At 40.8% G+C, this 20,619-nt stretch carries 16 protein-coding genes and 6 pseudogenes; 7 read left to right on the forward strand and 15 right to left on the reverse strand.

Annotated features, from left to right (window positions below; genetic code table 11):
* The first annotated feature begins 369 nt into the window (after positions 1-369).
* A complete protein-coding gene (locus FTV14_RS04880; protein ID WP_039890759.1) occupies positions 370-636 on the forward strand; it encodes a DUF1778 domain-containing protein in 267 nt (88 codons plus the stop codon).
* The gene (locus tag FTV14_RS04885) at positions 626-1,114 is read left to right on the forward strand and encodes a GNAT family N-acetyltransferase (RefSeq protein WP_104426883.1); all 489 of its coding nucleotides are present in this window, start codon (positions 626-628) and stop codon (positions 1,112-1,114) included. The genes FTV14_RS04880 and FTV14_RS04885 overlap by 11 nt, the downstream gene beginning before the upstream one ends.
* Here the strand turns inward: FTV14_RS04885 and FTV14_RS04890 are convergent.
* A complete protein-coding gene (locus FTV14_RS04890; protein WP_180053474.1) occupies positions 1,102-1,329 on the reverse strand; it encodes a hypothetical protein in 228 nt (75 codons plus the stop codon). The genes FTV14_RS04885 and FTV14_RS04890 overlap by 13 nt on opposite strands.
* On the opposite strand from FTV14_RS04890, the gene FTV14_RS04895 reads away from it, so the two are divergent.
* Positions 1,323-2,074, forward strand: a protein-coding gene (locus tag FTV14_RS04895; RefSeq protein WP_373688476.1) for an IS5 family transposase whose coding sequence is annotated in 2 segments (ribosomal slippage) — positions 1,323-1,557 and positions 1,557-2,074 — 753 coding nt in all. Because the reading frame shifts where the segments join, the coding sequence is not laid out codon by codon here. The genes FTV14_RS04890 and FTV14_RS04895 overlap by 7 nt on opposite strands.
* A gap of 602 nt (positions 2,075-2,676) precedes the next feature.
* Here the strand turns inward: FTV14_RS04895 and glmS are convergent.
* The 9 genes from glmS to FTV14_RS04940 all read right to left on the reverse strand — a co-directional run bounded on the left by glmS (position 2,677) and on the right by FTV14_RS04940 (position 12,632).
* On the reverse strand, positions 2,677-4,515 hold the full coding sequence (gene glmS / locus FTV14_RS04900) for a glutamine--fructose-6-phosphate transaminase (isomerizing) (protein WP_180053475.1): 1,839 nt from the start codon (positions 4,513-4,515) through the stop codon (positions 2,677-2,679).
* 12 nt (positions 4,516-4,527) lie between these two features.
* The gene (gene glmU / locus FTV14_RS04905) at positions 4,528-5,892 is read right to left on the reverse strand and encodes a bifunctional UDP-N-acetylglucosamine diphosphorylase/glucosamine-1-phosphate N-acetyltransferase GlmU (protein WP_180053476.1); all 1,365 of its coding nucleotides are present in this window, start codon (positions 5,890-5,892) and stop codon (positions 4,528-4,530) included.
* Positions 5,893-5,912: 20 nt separating this feature from the next.
* On the reverse strand, positions 5,913-6,389 hold the full coding sequence (locus FTV14_RS04910) for a phosphatidylglycerophosphatase A (protein WP_180032255.1): 477 nt from the start codon (positions 6,387-6,389) through the stop codon (positions 5,913-5,915).
* A 22-nt stretch (positions 6,390-6,411) separates the two neighbouring features.
* Positions 6,412-7,329: a thiamine-phosphate kinase gene (gene thiL, locus FTV14_RS04915; RefSeq protein ID WP_180053477.1), complete on the reverse strand. Its 918-nt coding sequence runs from the start codon at positions 7,327-7,329 to the stop codon at positions 6,412-6,414.
* Positions 7,330-7,346: 17 nt separating this feature from the next.
* The gene (gene nusB, locus FTV14_RS04920; RefSeq protein WP_005233270.1) at positions 7,347-7,796 is read right to left on the reverse strand and encodes a transcription antitermination factor NusB; all 450 of its coding nucleotides are present in this window, start codon (positions 7,794-7,796) and stop codon (positions 7,347-7,349) included.
* 4 nt (positions 7,797-7,800) lie between these two features.
* Positions 7,801-8,271 carry a 6,7-dimethyl-8-ribityllumazine synthase gene (ribE, locus tag FTV14_RS04925; protein ID WP_004280926.1) on the reverse strand — a complete coding sequence of 157 codons (471 nt, stop codon included), beginning with the start codon at positions 8,269-8,271 and terminating at the stop codon, positions 7,801-7,803.
* A gap of 11 nt (positions 8,272-8,282) precedes the next feature.
* Positions 8,283-9,404 carry a bifunctional 3,4-dihydroxy-2-butanone-4-phosphate synthase/GTP cyclohydrolase II gene (gene ribBA, locus FTV14_RS04930; RefSeq protein ID WP_180053478.1) on the reverse strand — a complete coding sequence of 374 codons (1,122 nt, stop codon included), beginning with the start codon at positions 9,402-9,404 and terminating at the stop codon, positions 8,283-8,285.
* Between the two features lie 411 nt (positions 9,405-9,815).
* Positions 9,816-11,327, reverse strand: coding sequence for an aldehyde dehydrogenase family protein (locus FTV14_RS04935; RefSeq protein WP_166135102.1), 1,512 nt, complete (start codon positions 11,325-11,327; stop codon positions 9,816-9,818).
* 336 nt (positions 11,328-11,663) lie between these two features.
* A complete protein-coding gene (locus FTV14_RS04940) occupies positions 11,664-12,632 on the reverse strand; it encodes an alpha/beta hydrolase (protein WP_180053479.1) in 969 nt (322 codons plus the stop codon).
* Positions 12,633-13,151: 519 nt separating this feature from the next.
* On the opposite strand from FTV14_RS04940, the gene FTV14_RS04945 reads away from it, so the two are divergent.
* Together FTV14_RS04945 and FTV14_RS04950 are read left to right on the forward strand one after the other, a co-directional pair.
* Positions 13,152-13,742 carry a TIGR00730 family Rossman fold protein gene (locus FTV14_RS04945; protein WP_166135108.1) on the forward strand — a complete coding sequence of 197 codons (591 nt, stop codon included), beginning with the start codon at positions 13,152-13,154 and terminating at the stop codon, positions 13,740-13,742.
* The gene (locus FTV14_RS04950) at positions 13,739-14,140 is read left to right on the forward strand and encodes an NUDIX domain-containing protein (RefSeq protein ID WP_034170792.1); all 402 of its coding nucleotides are present in this window, start codon (positions 13,739-13,741) and stop codon (positions 14,138-14,140) included. Before FTV14_RS04945 ends, FTV14_RS04950 begins: the two co-directional genes overlap by 4 nt.
* A gap of 624 nt (positions 14,141-14,764) precedes the next feature.
* Here FTV14_RS04950 and FTV14_RS04955 read toward each other — a convergent pair.
* The 3 pseudogenes from FTV14_RS04955 to FTV14_RS04965 all read right to left on the reverse strand — a co-directional run.
* Positions 14,765-14,887, reverse strand: a pseudogene (locus tag FTV14_RS04955) (VF530 family DNA-binding protein); the annotation flags it as partial.
* A 113-nt stretch (positions 14,888-15,000) separates the two neighbouring features.
* Positions 15,001-15,135, reverse strand: a pseudogene (locus tag FTV14_RS04960) (IS3 family transposase); the annotation flags it as partial.
* Between the two features lie 120 nt (positions 15,136-15,255).
* A pseudogene (locus FTV14_RS04965) lies at positions 15,256-16,236 on the reverse strand (IS4 family transposase).
* Positions 16,237-16,619: 383 nt separating this feature from the next.
* Here FTV14_RS04965 and FTV14_RS04970 point away from each other — a divergent pair.
* On the forward strand, positions 16,620-18,239 hold the full coding sequence (locus FTV14_RS04970; RefSeq protein WP_004883953.1) for an oleate hydratase: 1,620 nt from the start codon (positions 16,620-16,622) through the stop codon (positions 18,237-18,239).
* Between the two features lie 420 nt (positions 18,240-18,659).
* Here the strand turns inward: FTV14_RS04970 and FTV14_RS04975 are convergent.
* Positions 18,660-18,803, reverse strand: a pseudogene (locus FTV14_RS04975) (IS4 family transposase); the annotation flags it as partial.
* Between the two features lie 12 nt (positions 18,804-18,815).
* Between FTV14_RS04975 and FTV14_RS04980 the strand changes: the two are divergent.
* Positions 18,816-20,165: pseudogene (locus tag FTV14_RS04980) on the forward strand (fructose-specific PTS transporter subunit EIIC); the annotation flags it as partial.
* Between the two features lie 29 nt (positions 20,166-20,194).
* On the opposite strand, the pseudogene FTV14_RS04985 reads toward FTV14_RS04980, so the two are convergent.
* Positions 20,195-20,431, reverse strand: a pseudogene (locus tag FTV14_RS04985) (hypothetical protein); the annotation flags it as partial.
* Between the last annotated feature and the right edge of the window lie 188 nt (positions 20,432-20,619).

The following is a 20,619-nucleotide window of genomic DNA, read 5'->3' on the forward strand; positions in this document are numbered from 1 at the left end:
ATTTGGCAAAAACATACAAACTTAAATATATTTATATACAAACAAAATTTTATAATTTTTATTTAATTATTTATTTAATTCAGTGATTTAATAATTAACCTAGTATTTTAATGCTCAATTGATGAGTTTAAAAAACGTTGATGATAGGCAAAAGTATTCAAATTACATCTTAGTAAACATCGTTGCATATTCTTATGTAAACCAACTGCATATTCAGATTCAAACCCGACCATCCATTCTGGTTCATAGTAAAATGCTTATTTTCTATTCCAAATATTTTAGAACAAAATATGTAAATTTGGATCTTAAAGTACTACCTTAATCTGCTATAATTTGTACATCATTATGATGTACAAATCGGTGGAAAATATGGCTAACTTAGCAACAGAACGAATCAATGTTCGTTCAACCGTAGATGCAAAGAATGTAATTGAGCAAGCTGCGAATTTATTGGGTCTTAGTGTGAGTTCCTTTATGATCCAATCCTCATTTGAACGAGCAAAAGAATTACTTAAATCTAATCACGAGTTAAAAGTAAATAATGCTGATCGTGATATGTTAATGAATTTGCTTGAAAATCCGCGCCCTGCAAATGATGAGATGAAAAATTTAATGAGTTTATTGGATGAAAATTGAGGTTTTACAAGCCCATCATCAGAAAAAATCATTTAATTGTGGGCAAGATGATTTAAATAAGTTCATAAAACAATACGCATCCCAACATCAGAAATCAGGAACAAGTAAAACCTATGTTGCTATTGATGATGATGCACAGGTGAGGGGGTTTTATTGTCTATCAAGTACCTCTATAGGATTTGATGGGGTTGATGCTGTTCTCACTAAACGATTACCTCGTTATCCCTTACCTTGTGTGGTTGTGGGGCGCTTTGCCGTTGATCAAGCAGCACAGGGGCAAGGAGTTGGAAAAGTACTTTTAGCACATGCTCTTAAACAAGTTTCAAAAGTTGCTCAAATTATTGGTGTTAATTTTGTTGTAATACATGCTAAGGATCAAAAAGCTATGGAGTTTTATCAGCGGTTTGGCTTTATCTCATTAACATCAAATCCATTAACATTAATATATCCAGTGAATGAAATACCTCATTTTAAATAAGGTAGGCTGCTAGGGCGTGTCCTCATTTGAAGAATTGGTTTTAAATACTTAAAATCCTTAAAATCCTTAAAATCCTTAAAATCCTTAAAATCCTTAAAATCCTTAAAATCCTTAAAATCCTTAAAATCCTTAAAATCCTTAAAATCCTTAAAATCCTTAAAATCCTTAAAATCCTCCTTTAAGCTCTTTTCATTTCTATATTTTTCCAATTGCACGCACTCTTCTCACTGATGATATCTGGCAGCAAATTCAAGATACTATGCGATTACACGGTTGTTACTGTTCAAAGAATAGTAGAAATATCATGGAAGCGATCTTATGGAAACTGCGTACAGGCGCCACATGGCGTGATATTCCCCAGGAATTTTGTCCTTTGCAAATTGCTTACAATCGCTTTAATCGTTGGGCAAGCAAGGGATTGTGGGATAAATTTTTTTTAGATTACGAGGCATCTTGGATCAAGAATGGGTATTCATTGACGGAAGCTACATACGCGTGCATCAACATGCAAGTGGAGCTCGGCATGGTTTCGAAAGAGCAATTGGACAATCACGCAGTGGACGAACAACAAAAATACATCTTGCAACCGACGCGAATGGATTACCGATCGATTTTAAAATCACTGGGGGTGGCGTCCACGACAGTCAAGTTGCAAAACAACTGATTGATACTGTAGGCGAGGCAACTTATCTCATTGCTGATAAGGGGTATGATGCTGAGCACATTAGAATATATGCCCAGAACAAGGATATGATTCCCATCATTCCAATGAGATCAAATAATAAAAGATCGAATAAGGAGTTTGATAAATATCTATATAAATTAAGACATTTAGTTGAAAATGTGTTTGCGAGATTGAAGCATTTCCGAGCGATTGCAACCCGATTTGATAAGCTTGCACGAAATTACCAGTCTATGATTTACATTGCTTGCATGTTTATTTGGTGTAAAGCCAAATGAGGACACACCCTAGTAACAGGAATAGCTAATAGACTTATTCAGAGTTTGCACATAGTTCCTTATCCCTTATTTTGCTTTATGACCAAATACTGCGTCTAATTATGGTAATTTAATTAAGTTTGTTTTATTTTTTATCATAAGTTTTTGATATATATTATTCATTTTTTTTCAATTTTAAAACTAAGTTTGTATTAAGATTTGGTATCCTGAATTTTAGGTGAAATTAAGTTTGTATTAAGTATTGGATTCTTCCACTTTTAAAATACGAATTCTTGCTCAGAAGGGTGAAGCATACTTTAAATAAAAATGAAATATTTTCAAGGTGAGGTCAAAAAGGGATGCTTTTTGAATCTAGGGTGAGATTTTTATATATCTATATCATTGAATATATTAGTAATAATTTTATATTTCTGGTGTGATTCTAATTTGAATTTAATTATATTAAAAACCCTGTAGACTTGGTGAAGAATCACTGGGTCTACAGGGTAGAGTTTTGTTCGTTTACTTCATTAATATCCAAACTTAAATAATTAAATCTAAACTTAATTATTTGATACAAACTTAATTATACGAACACAACAATAACAGGCTAATTTTATGAATTATTCAACTGTTACTGATTTTGCCAGATTACGTGGCTGGTCAACATCAGTACCACGCAGGACTGCCACATGGTAAGACAGTAGCTGTACTGGAATACAATAAACAATTGGCGCTAAAACAGCGTTTACTTCAGGAATATGCACGACATGCTGGCGCTCTTTGGCTTTAATGCCACTATTTTCATCAGCGAAGACAAATAATTCACCACCACGTGCCTGAACTTCTTCCATATTGGATTTCAGTTTATCCAGCATGTCATCTTGCGGTGCCAGAATCACTACTGGCATATCATTATCCACTAAAGCCAATGGGCCGTGCTTCAGCTCACCCGCCGCATAACCTTCTGCATGAATATAAGAAATTTCTTTCAACTTTAGTGCACCTTCCAGTGCGATCGGGAAGTGTGTACCACGGCCTAGGAACAGACAATGCTGTTTCTCTACAAAGAGTTCAGAGAGACGCAGAATTTCATCATCATGACTTAAAGTATCTAGCAGTACCTTAGGCATATGCCATAGTCCAGTCGTGATCTCAGTCATCTGTTCAGCTGAAATGGCATTTTTCACTGTACCGATTTTCAGTACCAGTAACATCAAAGCTGCGAGCTGGGTGGTAAAGGCTTTGGTCGAAGCCACACCAATTTCAGGACCTGCTAAGGTCAGCAGGCTGTAATCAGTTTCACGTACCATTGAAGATGTAGCCACATTACAAATCGTCATCGTCGTAATGTTTACACCTTTTGATGTAGCACGTTTTTGGGTATCACGCAGAGCAGCTAAGGTATCGGCTGTTTCACCTGACTGAGAAATACACACATAGAGTGTATTATTGACAATCACTGGCGTACGGTAGCGGAATTCACTGGCAATCTCGACCTGACAAGGCAGATCAATCAGCTGTTCAAACCAGTATTTGGCAATCATACCGGCATGATAGCTGGTACCACAGGCAATAATCTGGATTTGCTGGATTGTTGAAAAATCCTGTTCAGCATTTACCAGAAAATCTTCACGCAAGGTATTGTCATTCAAGGCTTGTGAAATAGTCTGTTTTAGCGCTTCAGGTTGCTCATAGATTTCTTTGAGCATGTAGTGCTTATATTCACCCTTAGAAGCATTGCTCACGGTGGCATCCAGTTCTTTGACTGGGCGATCTACCAGTTGACCATCCACAAATACTTCAATGGTAGTACGGGTCAGACGGGCAATATCACCTTCTTCCAGATAGATGAAACGATTCGTGATCGGTAATAAAGCCAACTGATCAGAACTGATAAAGTTCTCGCCGATACCCACACCAATCACTAATGGTGAACCTTCACGAACAGTAATCAATTCATCTGGATGATCTGTATGTACGATCCCGAGTGCATAAGCGCCTTTCAGCTGTGGTACAACCTGACGAACAGCTTCAAGCAGGCTAGGGGTAGATTTCAGTGCATCGTTGACTAGATGGGCAACCACTTCAGTATCAGTTTGTGAAGTGAACACATAGCCTAAAGCTTCAAGATCATCTTTTAGCTCCTGGTAGTTTTCAATAATCCCGTTATGAACCACAACAACATTACCCGAAATATGGGGATGAGCATTGTTTTCAGTCGGTTTACCATGAGTTGCCCAGCGTGTATGCGCGATGCCTAATGAACCATTAATCTGTGATTCATTCACAGCTTGTTCAAGGTTCGCGACTTTACCCACACGGCGCTCACGTAGCACCTGGCTATTATTGATTAAGGCCAGACCCGCAGAGTCATAGCCACGGTATTCAAGACGTTTTAGGCCTTCAATTAAGATATTGCTGATATTACGTTCCGCGATGCCACCGACGATACCACACATACTAACTTCCTCTTATTTCTTGATTTTTTGCGGACGCTGATAGTTTTCTTTGGCAAATTGCTTAGAACGTTCTACCGCTAAACTGTTCTCTGCCACATCACGGGTAATCGTTGAACCCGCTCCCACTGTCGCGCCATTACCGATCTGGACCGGTGCAACCAGAGAGCTGTTAGAACCAATAAAAGCATGATCCCCAATGATGGTCTTAAATTTGTTGGCACCGTCATAGTTGCAGGTAATCGTCCCTGCACCAATATTGGAACCGCTACCAACTTCAGCATCACCTAAGTAAGTGAAGTGATTCGCTTTGGAACCTAGACCAATACTAGAATTTTTCACTTCAACAAAGTTACCAATATGGACTTCAGCTGCCAGTTTTGCCCCTGGACGCAAGCGTGCAAATGGACCAATCTGTGCTTCTTCACCCACAATTGCCTGATCAAAGATGCTATATGGCTGAACTTTAGTACCTGCAGCAATCTTGGTATTTTTAATTACGCAGCCTGTACCAATTTCAACATTATCACCGAGTTCGCACTCACCTTCGATAATGACATTGATATCGATCCGCACATCTTTACCAACAGTGAGTTGACCACGTAAGTCAAAACGGCTTGGGTCAATCAGATGTACACCTTGCTGCATCAGCTGTTTTGCCTGATAAGCCTGGAACTGACGCTCTAAAGCAGCCAGTTGTACACGGTCATTGACGCCTTCCACTTCAAAAGCCAGCTCAGGTTCTACAGATGCAACACTCATACCATCTGCTAAGGCCATTGCCACGATATCGGTCAGGTAATATTCACCTTGTGCATTGTCATTGCTTAAACGTGGAAGCCATTCATGTAACTTGGCATTACTGACCGCATAAATACCGGTATTAATTTCTTTAATTTGACGCTGTTCTTCAGAAGCATCTTTATGTTCAACAATGGCTTGAATCTGACCATCTTTACGTACGATACGACCATAACCACTGGCATCTGCAAGCGTTAATGTCACCAGGCCAATACCTTGCTCTTGAGTAGCATCAAGCAGATTCTGAAGTGTCTGCTGGCTAATACAAGGGACATCACCCGACAGGATTAGTGAAATACCATCTTTAGGCAAAACAGGTAGTGTCATTTGTACGGCATGACCGGTACCAAGCTGTTCAGCCTGTTCTACCCACTGGATATTCTGGTCTGCAAATGCGGACTGAACCTGCTCACCGCCATGACCATAAATGGTAATAATATTGTCTGCATTGAGTTTTTTTGCTGTGTCGACCACATGGCCGAGTAAAGGTCGTCCTGCAAGCGGTTGTAATACTTTCGGTAAGTTGGAACGCATACGGGTTCCTTTACCTGCAGCAAGAATAATCACAGTCGTAGACATGTTCTAATCCTAGATATGGCTTAAGCCATCGTGAAGTAAAAATAAATCCAAATACAAAGTGCTGCCCAGAGGCCAGCGATAATGTCATCCAGCATGATGCCAAAACCACCCCCAACCTGACGGTCAATGACTCGAATCGGCCAAGGTTTCCAGACATCAAATAATCGGAACAGGGCAAAGCCAATGAGTAGCCATAACCAGTTCATCTGACCTAAATAGATCAGTGGCAAAAAGGTGATGGATTGTCCTGCAAACTCATCCCAGACAATACGTCCATCATCATGCACACCCATGACTTTGGCAGTTTGGCCACAGATATATATGCCAACCAGGGACATGATGACAATGGCAAAAAGACTATTTACAAAACCTAAGTAGAGCCAGATGGGTACAAATAAAAGTGCAAAAGCTGAACCAAAAGTTCCGGGGGCTTTAGGCGCCAGACCAGAACCAAATCCTACCCCACTAAAGACAATGAGCCGGTTGGTCCATGACATGCTTTTAAAATTGATCGCAGATTTATGCAAAATGTTGATATCCGTTAAATTGAAGTGAATGATCTACGCCATCTTTTTCAAAAGTTAAACCGTGTTGCTGCTGAATGGAGCCAATTATACTAATCGAAACATCCAGATGTTTTTGCAATAATTTTTCATAATTTTGCGGGTTTATTGTAAAGCATAACTCGTAGTCATCACCACCCGCGAGGGCGTATTGCCAACGCTGTTCATCATTTAATGCCTGCAGGGCAGGACTGATGGGTAAGTTTTCAAGCGCTAGCTTTGCACCTATACCTGATGCCTTAAGAATATGTCCTAAATCTTGTGCCAGACCGTCTGAAACATCAATCATGCTATTAGCTAGGCCTTTTAAGGCAGTACCCAACTGACAGCGTGGGGTTGGATAATCCAAACGTTGCTGTAATGGGTGACCGAGATGATTTAAAGCAAAAGCAGCATCACCCACTGTACCGGATACACAAATCAGATCACCAGGCTTGGCACCTGAACGGGGTACAGCTTTACCAATCTCTACCCAGCCCAGGGCAGTCACAGATAAGGTCAAATGAGGACTTTGTGTGGTATCACCACCAATTAAGCTCACACCAAATTGATCGCAACAATCATAGAGACCCTGACTAAAGGCTTTTAACCAGTCATGATCAATTTGGGGTAGGCTCAAGGCGAGTAAAATACTATGCGGGGTCGCGCCCATGGCTGCAATATCAGAAAGATTAACAGCGACAGATTTCCAGCCAATCGCATGAGGATCGGTGTCTAAAGGAAAATGACGTCCAGCAACGAGGGTGTCGGCACAGATGACCAGTTGTTGCTGTGGAGGAGGGGTGAGCAAGGCTGAGTCATCGCCAATGCCTAAATCGACAGAATTTTTATTCTGACGATTGAAATAGGTATCGATAATCGAAAACTCAGCCATATAACAATTCGACTAGATTAGTTGGCTTGCTGTTTTTCTGCTGCACGTAAAGTTGTTGCTAAACGGTCCAATACACCATTGATGTATTTATGGCTGTCTGCACCGCCAAAGTGTTTAGCTAACTCAATTGCTTCATCCAGAACCACGCGGTATGGAATCTCAAGATGTTCTTTGAGTTCATAGGCGCCTAGGCGAAGTGTAGCGAGTTCTACACCATCAAGTGCAGAAAGTTCACGATCCAGCACAGGGATAAGCAAAGCATCCAATGCTTCATGATTGGCAACCACTTGAGTCAACAATTCATGATAATAGCTGAGATCCACTTTGTGCATGGCATTGTCCACACGAGTACGTGCTTCAATCTCATGCACCGGATTGTGGCTCATCTGCCATTCATAAATTCCTTGTACAGCAAAGCGACGTGCTTTACGTTTTGCTGCATAAGTTGCTTGAAGTGTTTGCGACATAGCGTTAAATAGCCTTTAACAAGTTAACCATTTCAATAGCAGTCAAGGCAGCTTCACTACCTTTATTACCTGCTTTTGTACCCGAGCGTTCAATCGCCTGTTCGATACTATCCGTAGTCAATACACCATTAATCACTGGTAAGCCAGTGTCCAGGCCAACCACGCCCAAACCTTTGGCACATTCACCAGCTACAAAATCGAAGTGAGGCGTGCTGCCACGAATCACAGCGCCCAACGCGATGATGGCATCGAAACGATCTGAAGCTGCCAGTTTTTTCGCAACCACAGGAAGTTCCCAGGCACCAGGTGCATGAACAACAGTGATATTATCCTCTGATACGCCATGGCGTTTCAATGTATCAATGGCACCTTCTAACAGATGTTCAACAACAAAGCTATTAAAACGACCAACTAAAATCGCATAACGGTCTTCGTTCGCGAGATGCAACATACCTTCAATACGGCGAACTGCCATAGGAACCTCGATTATTTCTCTGATGTTTGTTGTGCGGTGATGTATTCCACCACTTCTAAGTTAAAGCCGGACAGGGCATTGAAACGTAATGGAGAGCTGAGCAGCTTCATTTTTTCCACGCCGAGGTCACGTAAAATTTGTGCGCCGACCCCAATGGTCTGATACTGCTGAGACAGGGCAGCATTAGATTTTACATTTTTGGGTGCTGTAAGTGCATCTAAGGCAGGGCCTAAGTCCTGTAAATGGCGCTGGCCAATCCAGACCAGAACACCGCGTTCACTCTTGGAAATTTCTTTTAGTGCACGGTCCAGGTTCCAAGCTGGTTCGCCATCCTGCTTGTTCAGTTTGAGCAAGTCGCGGGTCGGGTTAAAACCATGTACACGCACTGTGGTCACGCCCTCTTTAGGCTCACCTTTGACCAAGGCCAGATGGATATCCGGATTACCCAGTTCACGATAGCGGTACAGGTCAAAGCTGCCGTATTCAGTATCAATACTTTGCTGATCGATACGCTCAACCGTTTGTTCATTGGTCATACGGTAATGGATCAGATCAGCAATGGTACCAATTTTCAGACCATGCTTTTCCGCAAAAATTTCTAGATCTGGACGACGTGCCATGGTGCCGTCTTCTTTAATGATCTCGCAGATCACAGAAGCTGGCTCAAGACCCGCAAGACGAGACAAGTCACAACCGGCTTCGGTATGACCAGCACGGTGCAATACGCCACCTGGCTGTGCCATCAATGGGAAGATATGACCAGGTTGTACGATGTCACTTGGTTTGGCATGTGCAGCCACCGCAGTTTGAATGGTGTGCGCACGTTCAGCTGCAGAAATACCAGTAGTAATGCCGTTGGCTGCTTCAATTGAAAGGGTGAAGTTGGTTCCGTGCTGAGCGCCGTTGGCATCCACCATCAAGGGTAGACTTAACTGCTGGCAACGTTCTTTGCTTAAAGTCAGGCAAACCAGACCACGCGCATGGGTGATCATAAAGTTGATGTCTTCAGGACGCACGTGGGTCGCAGCAATCACCAGATCGCCTTCATTCTCACGGTCTTCGTCATCCATCAGGATAACCATTTTTCCTGCACGGATATCTGCTACAAGCTCTTCAACTGTATTGAGCGGCATCAACCTTCACCTTCTTTTTTGATCTATACCAGACCGAATCATGACATTATTACTGCATAGTCTAACGCTTTTTAAGCAATTTTGCCTATGCTTATTGCTTTCCCTCAGGGGTTCATTGTTATACACAGTCTTGCGTAGCATGAAAAGTCGACTTTAAATGAAAGCACAGGCTTTATGCTGGATTTTTAAACGATCAGAAAGCATAAAAAATGACAAACTTATTTAAAATCAACATAATTATAAATAATCTCTTATTTTTTATGCAGTTTTATTTATTCGTTTAATACAGCCCTTAAAAATACAAATATATCCTCATGACTCTCTTTATAAATTTTTACCAATCAGTTTAAAATTCTGTTTGAAATAATGAATGAATCAGGCGGACCGAAGTCCACCCGAATTCAGATCAGTTTAGAAGAAGCCTGCTGGTTTGGTTGAATAACTCACTAACAGGTTTTTAGTTTGCTGATAATGATCCAGCATCATGCGATGGTTTTCGCGGCCAATCCCGGATTTTTTATATCCCCCAAAGGCTGCATGAGCCGGGTAGATGTGATAGCAGTTGGTCCAGACCCGACCGGCCTGAATCGCACGACCAGCGCGGTAAGAGGTATGTGCTGAACGTGACCAGACACCGGCACCGAGTCCATAAATGGTATCATTGGCAATCTTGATGGCTTCATCAAAGTCTTTGAACGTGGTCACTGCCAATACCGGTCCAAAAATTTCCTCCTGAAAGGTTCGCATGTCATTGGAACCTTTAAAAATTGTTGGCTCGATATAAAAACCTTGTCCTACTTCCTGACGCTCATTGCCGCCTAACAAGATTTCCGCACCTTCTTCACGACCTGTTGCAATACAGCCGAGAATCTTGTCCTGCTGTTCCTGTGAAGCCTGAGCCCCGATCATGGTCTCGGTATCCAGCGGATGGCCGGTCTTGATCTTTTTCACTCGCTCTACTGCGAGTTCCAGGAATTGGTCGGCAATACTTTCCTGAATCAGCGCACGTGAAGGACAGGTACAGATTTCACCCTGGTTTAAAGCAAACATGGTAAAGCCTTCCAGGGCTTTTTCCAGGAAGTCATCTTTCTGATCCATGATGTCAGCAAAGAACAGGTTCGGAGATTTCCCTCCAAGTTCTAACGTGACGGGAATAATATTCTCAGTCGCATATTGCATGATCAGCTGACCCACAGCGGTCGAACCGGTAAAGGCAATCTTGGCAATGCGTGGATTAGTCGCCAGTGGACGGCCGACTTCAACGCCGTAGCCATTTACGATATTTAACACCCCTTCAGGTAACAGGTCCTGAATCAGTTCGACCAGCACCAAAATACTCACCGGTGTCTGTTCAGCGGGTTTCAGCACAATACAGTTTCCGGCTGCAAGGGCAGGCGCCAGTTTCCAGGCAGCCATCAGAATCGGGAAGTTCCACGGGATAATCTGCCCGACCACGCCCAATGGCTCATGAAAATGGTAGGCAATGGTATCTTCATCAATTTCAGAAATTCCGCCTTCTTGGGCGCGAATACAGCCGGCAAAATAGCGGAAATGGTCAATGGCTAAAGGAATATCGGCTGCCAGGGTTTCTCGGATCGGCTTGCCATTATCCCAAGTCTCTGCAACTGCTAGTAACTCAAGATTTTCTTCAAGTCGGTCGGCAATTTTTAATAAAATATTGGAACGGGTAGTAGGGGAGCTGTTATTCCATTGCTGTTTGGCGGCATGAGCCGCATCCAGCGCCAGTTCAATATCTTCCACTGATGAGCGCGGAACTTTGGTAAAGGCTTTACCATCTACGGGCGAGACATTATCAAAATATTCACCTTTGACGGGTGGAACCCATTTGCCGCCAATAAAGTTTTCGTATTGGGATTTAAATTGCACTTTTGAACCGTCAGTATTGGGATCTGCATAACGCATAATTCTATTCCTTGATATGATTATTATTGATGAATGCCGAACCACTTCTGCTCTGCAAAAGCCCTCAGATTCAACATCTCAGCTCTACTATAGAGAGGGAAAAAAATCGCAGGATAAATACTTACAAGCTTGCTACAAAAGGCAACATTTGGATAAAAATGGAATTTATTATTTTTATAAATTTCAATATTTTATTTTTATAATGACATGATTTTAATATGTAAAAAGCATTACTGATCAGCTTGATATTTTTATTTCATATCCAAGCGAAATAGATAAATAAAATTATTGAAAAATAAGACAGGCAGAGCTTGCTACCTATCTTATTCATCTGGCTTATAGGGCTTTATTTTCCAGCCATTGAAATAGCTGCTGATAGACCTGCTCACGAACCGGTTTTTCTGAAAGAACCAGATCATGTATCCCATTTTGAATCGAACAGAGTTGCACATCGCCCTGGATTTTCTGCGCATGTTCAATCATATCGCGTACCTGAAGAATCACATCACTGGTTTGAGCATTACGGTTAAAACGTAGGGGATAAGTGGTTTTGTGGGCATGCATCAGCAAAGTTGGAATATTTAAACGCACACCCTGATGAATTTCTTTTTGTGCTTCGTGAATGGCATGTACAAAACTCAGACGCACCCAGTGATAGCTAGGTTTTTTCCATTCCAGATCAAAATGCCATTCACCCTGATAGCTGATATGCAGACTAGGCACATAATGACGATTTAAGCGGCTGGGAAATAGCATTTCCGGAAAACGTTTTCCCAGACGGCTTAATTTAGGCACCAGAAACTTTTTCTCAAAAGGCGTCATATTAAAGTCATAAAAAGGGCTATTGAGCCATAAGCCTTTAATTAAGGGATGATCCGGATGATGTGCCGCATACAGGGTAGTAATTAGCCCGCCAGTAGAATGGCCACTGAGTAAAACCGTGTCATGGCCTTCCTGTCCAATAATTTCAAGAGCCTGGCTGATTTCTGCATCGTATTCTGATAGATGATAGACATTATAAAGTTTCTGATGGGACAGATAGGATCGGCCGTATTTACGTAAATCCAGTGCATAAAAATCAAAACCTTGCTGATTAAAACGCTCTGCCATTTCAGTCTGGAAAAAATAATCAATAAAGCCGTGAATATAAAGGACAGCTTTAGGGGTGGGCTGGTCTGCCTTTTTGCGGATCAGTGTGGCAACTACTGTACCTTCAGTATCTGGCGGGAATTCTAAAGTGGCCTGTTCATAACCTTCACCCAGAATATCAGGTTGATATTCAAGGCTGGAAAGCGGATGGGACATATTGTTCTACTCATGATTATTTTTATTCACTTATCCTTGTGGATTGGCTTGCATTTGTCAAATCCTGCTGTCTGATCCATTTGAGATCAGTAGTCCTATTCAAAAAATAGCCAAATATAAAATCTCAGGTCATTGGCAGCCTGATTGACTAAATAAAAATTAATAAAAAACCCCGGCATCCTGCCGGGGTTTTTCGTATTGGTTAGCTCGGTATAACTCCTGTCGTACCTTACAATCCTTGTGCTTATCTATTGTCATTGTTATATGGAACTTCCTGTTCCTGATGTAAGTATCATAGGAAAATTCCACTATTCGGGATAGCCGTAAAGAACCGGAATCGATGTAAGTCAATGCGTACAAGTCTGACTGAAAATTATCCGTATTTTTCTGTAGAAGTGAGGATTTATTCTGAATCATGCGCTTCGATAAATTAGCCGATTATGGTTATTTTGCTTGTTTTTAAGACAATTTTTTTATTTTAATGCAGTTAGAATATGTTGATCGATGAGGGGATAAAAAATGAAATCTATTGCAGTCTTTTGTGGTTCAGCTATGGGGAATAGCGAAAATTTTAAAGAGCAGGCCCAAGCTTTGGGTGAGTCTATTGCGAAACGGGGAATCACGCTGGTTTATGGTGGCGGCCGAGCTGGACTGATGGGTGTTGTGGCTGATAGTGCATTACATGCTGGTGGAACAGTCATTGGAGTAATTCCACAAAATCTAGTCGATGCAGAATTGGCCCATCCGCTGTTAACAGAGCTGCATGTGGTGAAAAATATGCATGAACGTAAAACAAAAATGTCTGATCTGGCGGATGCATTTATTGCTTTGCCGGGCGGGGTGGGGACTTTAGAAGAAATTTTTGAGCAGTTGACCTGGGGGCAGTTGGGCCTTCATCAGAAGCCTTGTGCATTTTTAAATATCCATGGATTTTATGATGAATTGCTGAATTTCTTGATGAAAACGACTGAGGCTGGATTTACCCAGTCACGTTTTACCGATGCCTTGATTTCCTCAAGTTCAATTGAGGAAGTTTTGGATGCTTTGGAGCATTATCATGCGCCTGAACCGAAATGGAATAAAAGTGTAAAGGCAGTAGAATCGGTATGAGTAATAAAGTGATTACGATTGCTGCGGCTATCATTCTGAATGAACAGAATCAGATTTTGTTGGTTCGTAAAAAAGATACCGATTTCTTTATGCATGTGGGCGGAAAGCTGGAACCCAATGAATTGCCTGAAGCTGCACTTTCTAGGGAAGTTCTGGAAGAGACAGGCTGTGAGATGGAAATACTGTCTTATATTGGCAAATATGAAACCGTGGCTGCGAACGAATTGAATCATTCGCTGGTCAGTTATTTGTATCAGGTTAAGTTAAAAAGTCAGCCTCAGGTTCAGGCTGAACTTGCGGAAATGCAATGGGTTGATCTTAATCATCCAGACCTGCCTTTAGCCCCTTTAACTCGGGATATTTCAATTCCATGGTGTAAGCAACTATTGGGAATCTAATGGGATCTCAAAAAATTTTAATCTATAGATATGAAATTTAACCAGATTGTCATATTAGAGCGTTAACATTGATGTTTACAAAAGCCCATTTCCCCTCAAATGGGCTTTTTTTATGGTTTTTTATCATTAATTGCTTGGATGAATTAGATGCTTAAACCTGTATGAAGTGCAATCCTTTTAGCAGGAGTTCCCTAAAAAGATAAATCGAACCAGAGTTCTAGAGATTCAAGATTTAAAGAAAATTTTCTTAATTTGAGAAAAAAGCAGGGTTAGGCAGAATATTTAGTCATTGAGAACGACAATAAAAAAAGCCCCAATCTTTCGATCAGGGCTTTTTGAATCTGGAGCGGGAAACGAGACTCGAACTCGCGACCCCAACCTTGGCAAGAGTCACCGACATAAAATACACTAAATTACATAATTGGTATGTTAATAAACTCTATATATAACAGTTATATAGAGTTTTAATTTTGTGTGACGTAATTTAAGGTGGGGTAGGGTACTTTGATTTTTGGTCACTAATTTATTGTGATAATCAACAATAATAACCAACATTCATATGCTTAATCTAAGAGTGTTTTACTGACTGGTATAATTTTATGATGAGAGGGGTGTTGCCTGAGGCTACGGTTTCTGTTTGGCCTTTTGGCGTAAGACGTACAAATATAAGCTTTCTACTTTTTCACGTGTCCATGGTGTGGTACGCAAGAATCGTAATGATGATTTAACACTTGGGTCTATGCAAAAACTGAACCGTACCGGGTTTGTCGGAGACTTTTTTATTTAAGTTAGGCCACCTGACCTAACGGGTTAATCTTATAATCGTACATTGCTTCAAGCTCAAAAGACGATACATAACTCAGCGCATCAAGCACCATATCTGTATTCTTACGTGTTGATACTTTCCAGCCAACAATTGCACATGAAAAAACATCAATAATAAATGTGGTTTAGACCCAATCTGAATGAGTTTTAATATATGTGAAGTCAGCGACCTGAGATACCGTCTTGGTAGTCAATCAGGTTTTGAGATTATTCGGCTAATAAATAATCTCTTTGATAGGCAGTCTGATGTTTTAAAACGCTATAACACAGATCTCTGTACACGACAAATTTCATAGGATCCTTGTCCTATCAGGCTTTTTCTTTCTTAAAATTGCTAGCACTTTCTTAAATTCTTCTTTTTTTCCAAAACCAATCAAACGTAGAATAGCCATTTGAACATAGTCCAAACCGTGCTATCAATTTCTTGACTCGTCTAGGGTCTGTTAAACGAGTATTTTCAAGATTGAATCCACGTCCTTTGAGACAACTAAATAACGTTTCGATTTCCCAGCGTAATGCATAATCACGAATAGCAGAAGCATTAAACATAGGAGAAACAACAAGTAAAAGTTCTCCATCTTCTAATCGTAGCGCACTAATATACAGTTTCACTCGACCAACCCAAATACGTCGTTTACGACATTCAGTTTGACCAACTTGAAGATGACGAAATAAATCACTAATTTTATGATTCTTGGCTAAGTGATTGGTCACAATAAAGTTTTTTTAACACGTATACAGAAGTTAATGTCATTTTCAATTAACCATGTAAACCATTTCTCACCGATAAATTCTCTGTCTGCAAACACATTCACAATACGATCTTTACCAAAAATGGAGATAAAGCGTTGAATCAAAGCAATACGCTCTTTTGTATCTGAATTTCCACGTTTATTGAGCAATGTCCAAACAATAGGTATCGCTATTCCACGATAGACGATGGCTAACATCAAGATATTAATATCTCGTTTTCCCCATTTCCAATTAGTTCTATCCAAAGTTAATTGGACTTTATCGAATGAAAATATATTGAAAATTAACTGAGAAATTTGACGATAATCGAAATACTGATCTGCAAAGAAGCGTTGTTGTATACGTCGATAAAATGATTGTGGTAAGCACTTGATGGGTAAGGCTTTAGATGCAGAAGAAAGATTACATGTCTGTTTTACAATTAATGCAAGCATAATCAGTGTAAAACATTTTGCATGTGACTTGTTCCACTTTAGATATTTGTTTAAGATGAGATGTAACTCATTGAAATGTGTCATCATATTCGTCGTCAGAAAACAAGTATTATGCCATTATTTCAATGAGTTATCTTTTTTTGTCGTGTACAAAGATATTTTTTAATGATAAATAAAAAGCCTATTTTTAAAGAAATTTAGCATACGGCATAGTGAAAACAACAATAGAGCAATTACTCAACAATAAACATTAACATCAATTATTTAGATCATATTCAATTTTAATAAAAAGACAAATGTGTATTAAAAATAGCCATCATACGTCTATTTTTGATTACAAAATATAATGAGGGGATTGCTTCCCATTTCATACATTTTTCATATATAAAAAGACATACTATTTTTAAGGTTTTTCTAAACCAATTTTTTTACTTCATAATTTTTAACATCATAATTAAAGGTGAACCATGCAAAATAAGAAGCGCACCCCATTAGACGCGCAACAGTCCCATCTTTGGATTATTGGTGGTGGTATCGCAGGTATGGCTGCTGCTGCATTTGCAATCCGTGATGCCAAAGTCCCTGCTAAAAATATCCATATTTTAGAAGAACTCGATATTTCAGGTGGTTCGATGGATGGTGGACATACACCGCATGCCGCGCAAGCTTGGGTAACACGTGGTGGGCGAATGCTGACCGATGAAACTTATTTGTGCCTATGGGACTTATTTTCCAGTATTCCATCTTTGGAAAATCCAGACATTTCGGTGCGTGAAGAATGTCGTGAGTTTAATGAAAAAGTGAAAACCCACGCCAATGCACGGTTGATTGATGCCGAACATGTCATTGCGGATGCAGCAAAGCTTGGTCTGAATACGCTACATCGTGCACAGATGCTGCGCCTATTAGCTTCAAAAGAAGAAAAAATTGGCAGTCGCCGCATTGATGAGTTTTTTGATGAAACCTTTTTTGAAACCAATTTCTGGCGCATGTGGCGCACGACTTTCGCTTTTCAAAAATGGCACAGTGCAGCAGAGTTAAGACGCTATTTCTTGCGTTTTATTCAAGAATTGCCACGCATTCATACCTTAGCGGGTGTGAAACGTACCAAGTACAACCAATATGACTCGATGATTCTGCCCCTACAGCGTTGGTTAGTCGCACAAGGCGTCGATGTGCGTTTTGGACACTATGTCACAGATGCAGACTTCATTACCAATGCTGAAACTCAAGAACGCTACGCTTCACGTCTATATGTACAATTGCCTGAAGGCTCAGAGCAAATTAATCTGAAAGCCAATGATTTAGCTATTTTCACTTTAGGCTCTATTACAGCAGACTCACGTTATGGCGGTAATCATGACGTGCCTGCCCTTATTCGTCATCGAGAAGATCATGGCTGGACGCTTTGGGAAACGCTGGCACAAAAAGCCCCAGACTTTGGCCGTCCAATGACTTTTTATGGCAATGTCGATGAACATAAGTGGGAGTCTTTCACTCTGACCATGAAAGATGACGTGCTACTTAAACGTATTATTGACTATACAGGCAACGAACCAGGCACAGGCGCACTCATGACTTGGTATGAGTCGGGTTGGCATTTATCCATCGTGGTTCCTGCACAGCCACACTTTGCCGACTTACCTGAAGGTTTATATACCTTATGGGGCTACGGTTTCCAAATTGACCATATAGGCGATTACATCAAAAAACCAATGTCCGAAGCCACGGGGCAAGAAATCCTAACAGAACTGATTAAACAGCTCGGTTTTGACGACATTTTAGATCATGTTTTGGCAACGACTGATGTTACTACCGCCATGATGCCATACGCCTCTGCCCTATTCGCCTGCCGTAAACCGGGGGACCGTCCACAGGTAATTCCACAAGGCTCACAAAACTTTGCTTTCCTTGGACAGTTTGTGGAAATTGAAGATGACGTGGTCTTTACTGTGGAATATTCAGTTCGTGGGGCGATGCTTGCCATTTATGAATTTTTTGGGGTGGAACGTGAAATCCCTGAAATTTACAACGGTCTACTTGATCCCAAAGTGGGTTTAAAAGCTTTAGAAACAGTGTTCCACTAAGTTTTTAATATATAGCGATAAGAGCACCTTTATGTCGCCACTATTACATAGTTTAATTTAAGCAACGTTTGGATACACGAGTGTGGCAGGGATGCCACACGTTATCCATCATAATAGGGATGTTATGTATGGGTAACAAAGGCTTTTGCTTTCTTTTGGCTTATCAAAAGTAAGGGTATTGCCTACACAAACACCTTTTATACTTTATTGAAAGTTGAGGCCGTGTACGCACTTAATTTTAAATTGGATAAAAAGAAAAATTAGATAAAACTTTATACCTCATTCGTAAATAAATTGACTAATCAACATAGGAAAAACATCTCCACGTTTTAAATAATACTCCGAAACTGACTAAGTGCTTTTCTATCTTTTTCTCATGATTTTAGATTTCATAAAAATTACCTCTGTACACGACAAATTTCATAGGATCCTTGCCCTATCAGGCTTTTTCTTTCTTAAAATTGCTAGCACTTTCTTAAATTCTTCTTTTTTTCCAAAACCAATCAAACGTAGAATAGCCATTTGAACATAGTCCAAACCGTAGCGAAATAAACTTACTGAAATGTAGGGGTTACACGGTTTGTCGCCATTACAGCATGTCCAACTGGTGTTGCGCATACGTTTATGGCGGCCGAAGCCTTACAACAAGGTGCAGTAAAGCACGGTTATCAGATTGATGTTGAAACCCAAGGATCGGTTGGGGCTAAAAATATTTTATCGGCAGAAAGTATTGCCAAAGCAGATGTGGTGATCTTAGCAACGGATATTGAGGTCAATACAGATCGCTTTGTAGGCAAATGTGTATATCGCTGCAGTACAGGATTTGCCCTTAAGCAAACGGATAAGACTTTTGCAAATGCAATTGCTGAGGCCAAAGTGCTTGAAACGGGTAAGCAAATAGCCACTAAGACAGGAAATGAAAACAAAGAAAAAACAGGAATTTATAAACACCTTTTAACAGGGGTGTCTTTCATGCTGCCGATGGTGGTGGCGGGCGGTTTGATCATTGCCATCTCGTTTATGTTTGGCCTCAATCCTGTTGAAGGAAGCTTTGCCGCATCCTTAAAGCAAATAGGTGCTGCAGCATTTACTCTTATGGTACCTATGCTGGCAGGTTACATTGCTTATTCTATTGCGGATCGTCCGGGTTTAACTCCAGGTTTGATTGGCGGTTTACTTGCCACACAATTAGAGGCAGGCTTTCTCGGTGGATTAGTTGCAGGTTTTATTGCAGGTTATATTGCGTTATTTTTATCGAAACAGCTTAAACTCCCGAGTAGCCTAGAAGCATTAAAACCAATATTGATTATTCCACTATTGGCCAGTTTAGCTGTTGGTTTAATCATGATTTATGTGGTTGGACAGCCTGTTGCACAATTGTTTGAATTACTCACACACTTCCTTGCCAATATGGGGACGACCAATGCCATGATCATGGGGGTTATCCTTGGGAGTATGATGTGTATTGATGTTGGGGGCCCAATAAACAAAGCGGCTTATGCCTTTACGGTGGGCTTACTTACGTCACAAACATACGGACCGATGGCGATTACCATGGCTGCGGGTATGGTACCGCCATTGGGTATGGCAATTGCAACTTTTCTAGCAAAGCATAAATTTGCCAAACCTGAGCAAGATGCAGGGAAGGCTGCTGTAGTTCTGGGCCTATGTTTCATTTCGGAAGGGGCTATTCCGTTTGCTGCCAAAGACCCGATTCGAGTGCTTCCATGTGCGATCGCAGGTGGTGCTGTAACTGGGGCTTTGGTTGCATTATTTAAATGTGAACTAGTCACTCCTCATGGCGGTGTAATGGTACTGATCATTCCGAATGCGATGAATTATCCATTAAAATATTTATTGGCGATTGCGATTGGAAGTGTGGTGACTGGTGTAGCTTATGCCGTAATAAAACAACGGTTAGAATAAGCCCTTCATAGAAGCTTTGTGAAAGCTATTTAGTGCAATAAATGAATATTATGCTCAATCCTATTTTGGATCAGTTGGAGAGTCTCTGCTTGAATTTGTCCAGGTAATAGGTCATGAGCGATATTGCTGAATCAGATTGTAACCTTACAAATCGAGCCAATAATTTCATCAACTTCTTGGACACAAAGTTCTGCTTCCTGAGTACCAAGTTTCACAAGAGCTTGTCGAGGAATATTCAGTGCCTCACCCATGATATCCATTTGATGTGGAGGAAAGTTCTAAACCTTTACTGATCGCTTCTGCACTGTATTCAAAGGCGATTAATGGCCGACCTGTGATTGCGGTTGAGGAAACCAATGTACCCCAAAGCCAATATTCACCCCATCCATTGTAGTAAACATTAAGTTTTTGAGCATGGATTTATTTCCTTTTGATACGTTGGCGAGCAGTACTG

The sequence above is a fragment of the Acinetobacter sp. YH12236 genome (genome assembly GCF_013417645.1).
Lineage (GTDB): Bacteria > Pseudomonadota > Gammaproteobacteria > Pseudomonadales > Moraxellaceae > Acinetobacter.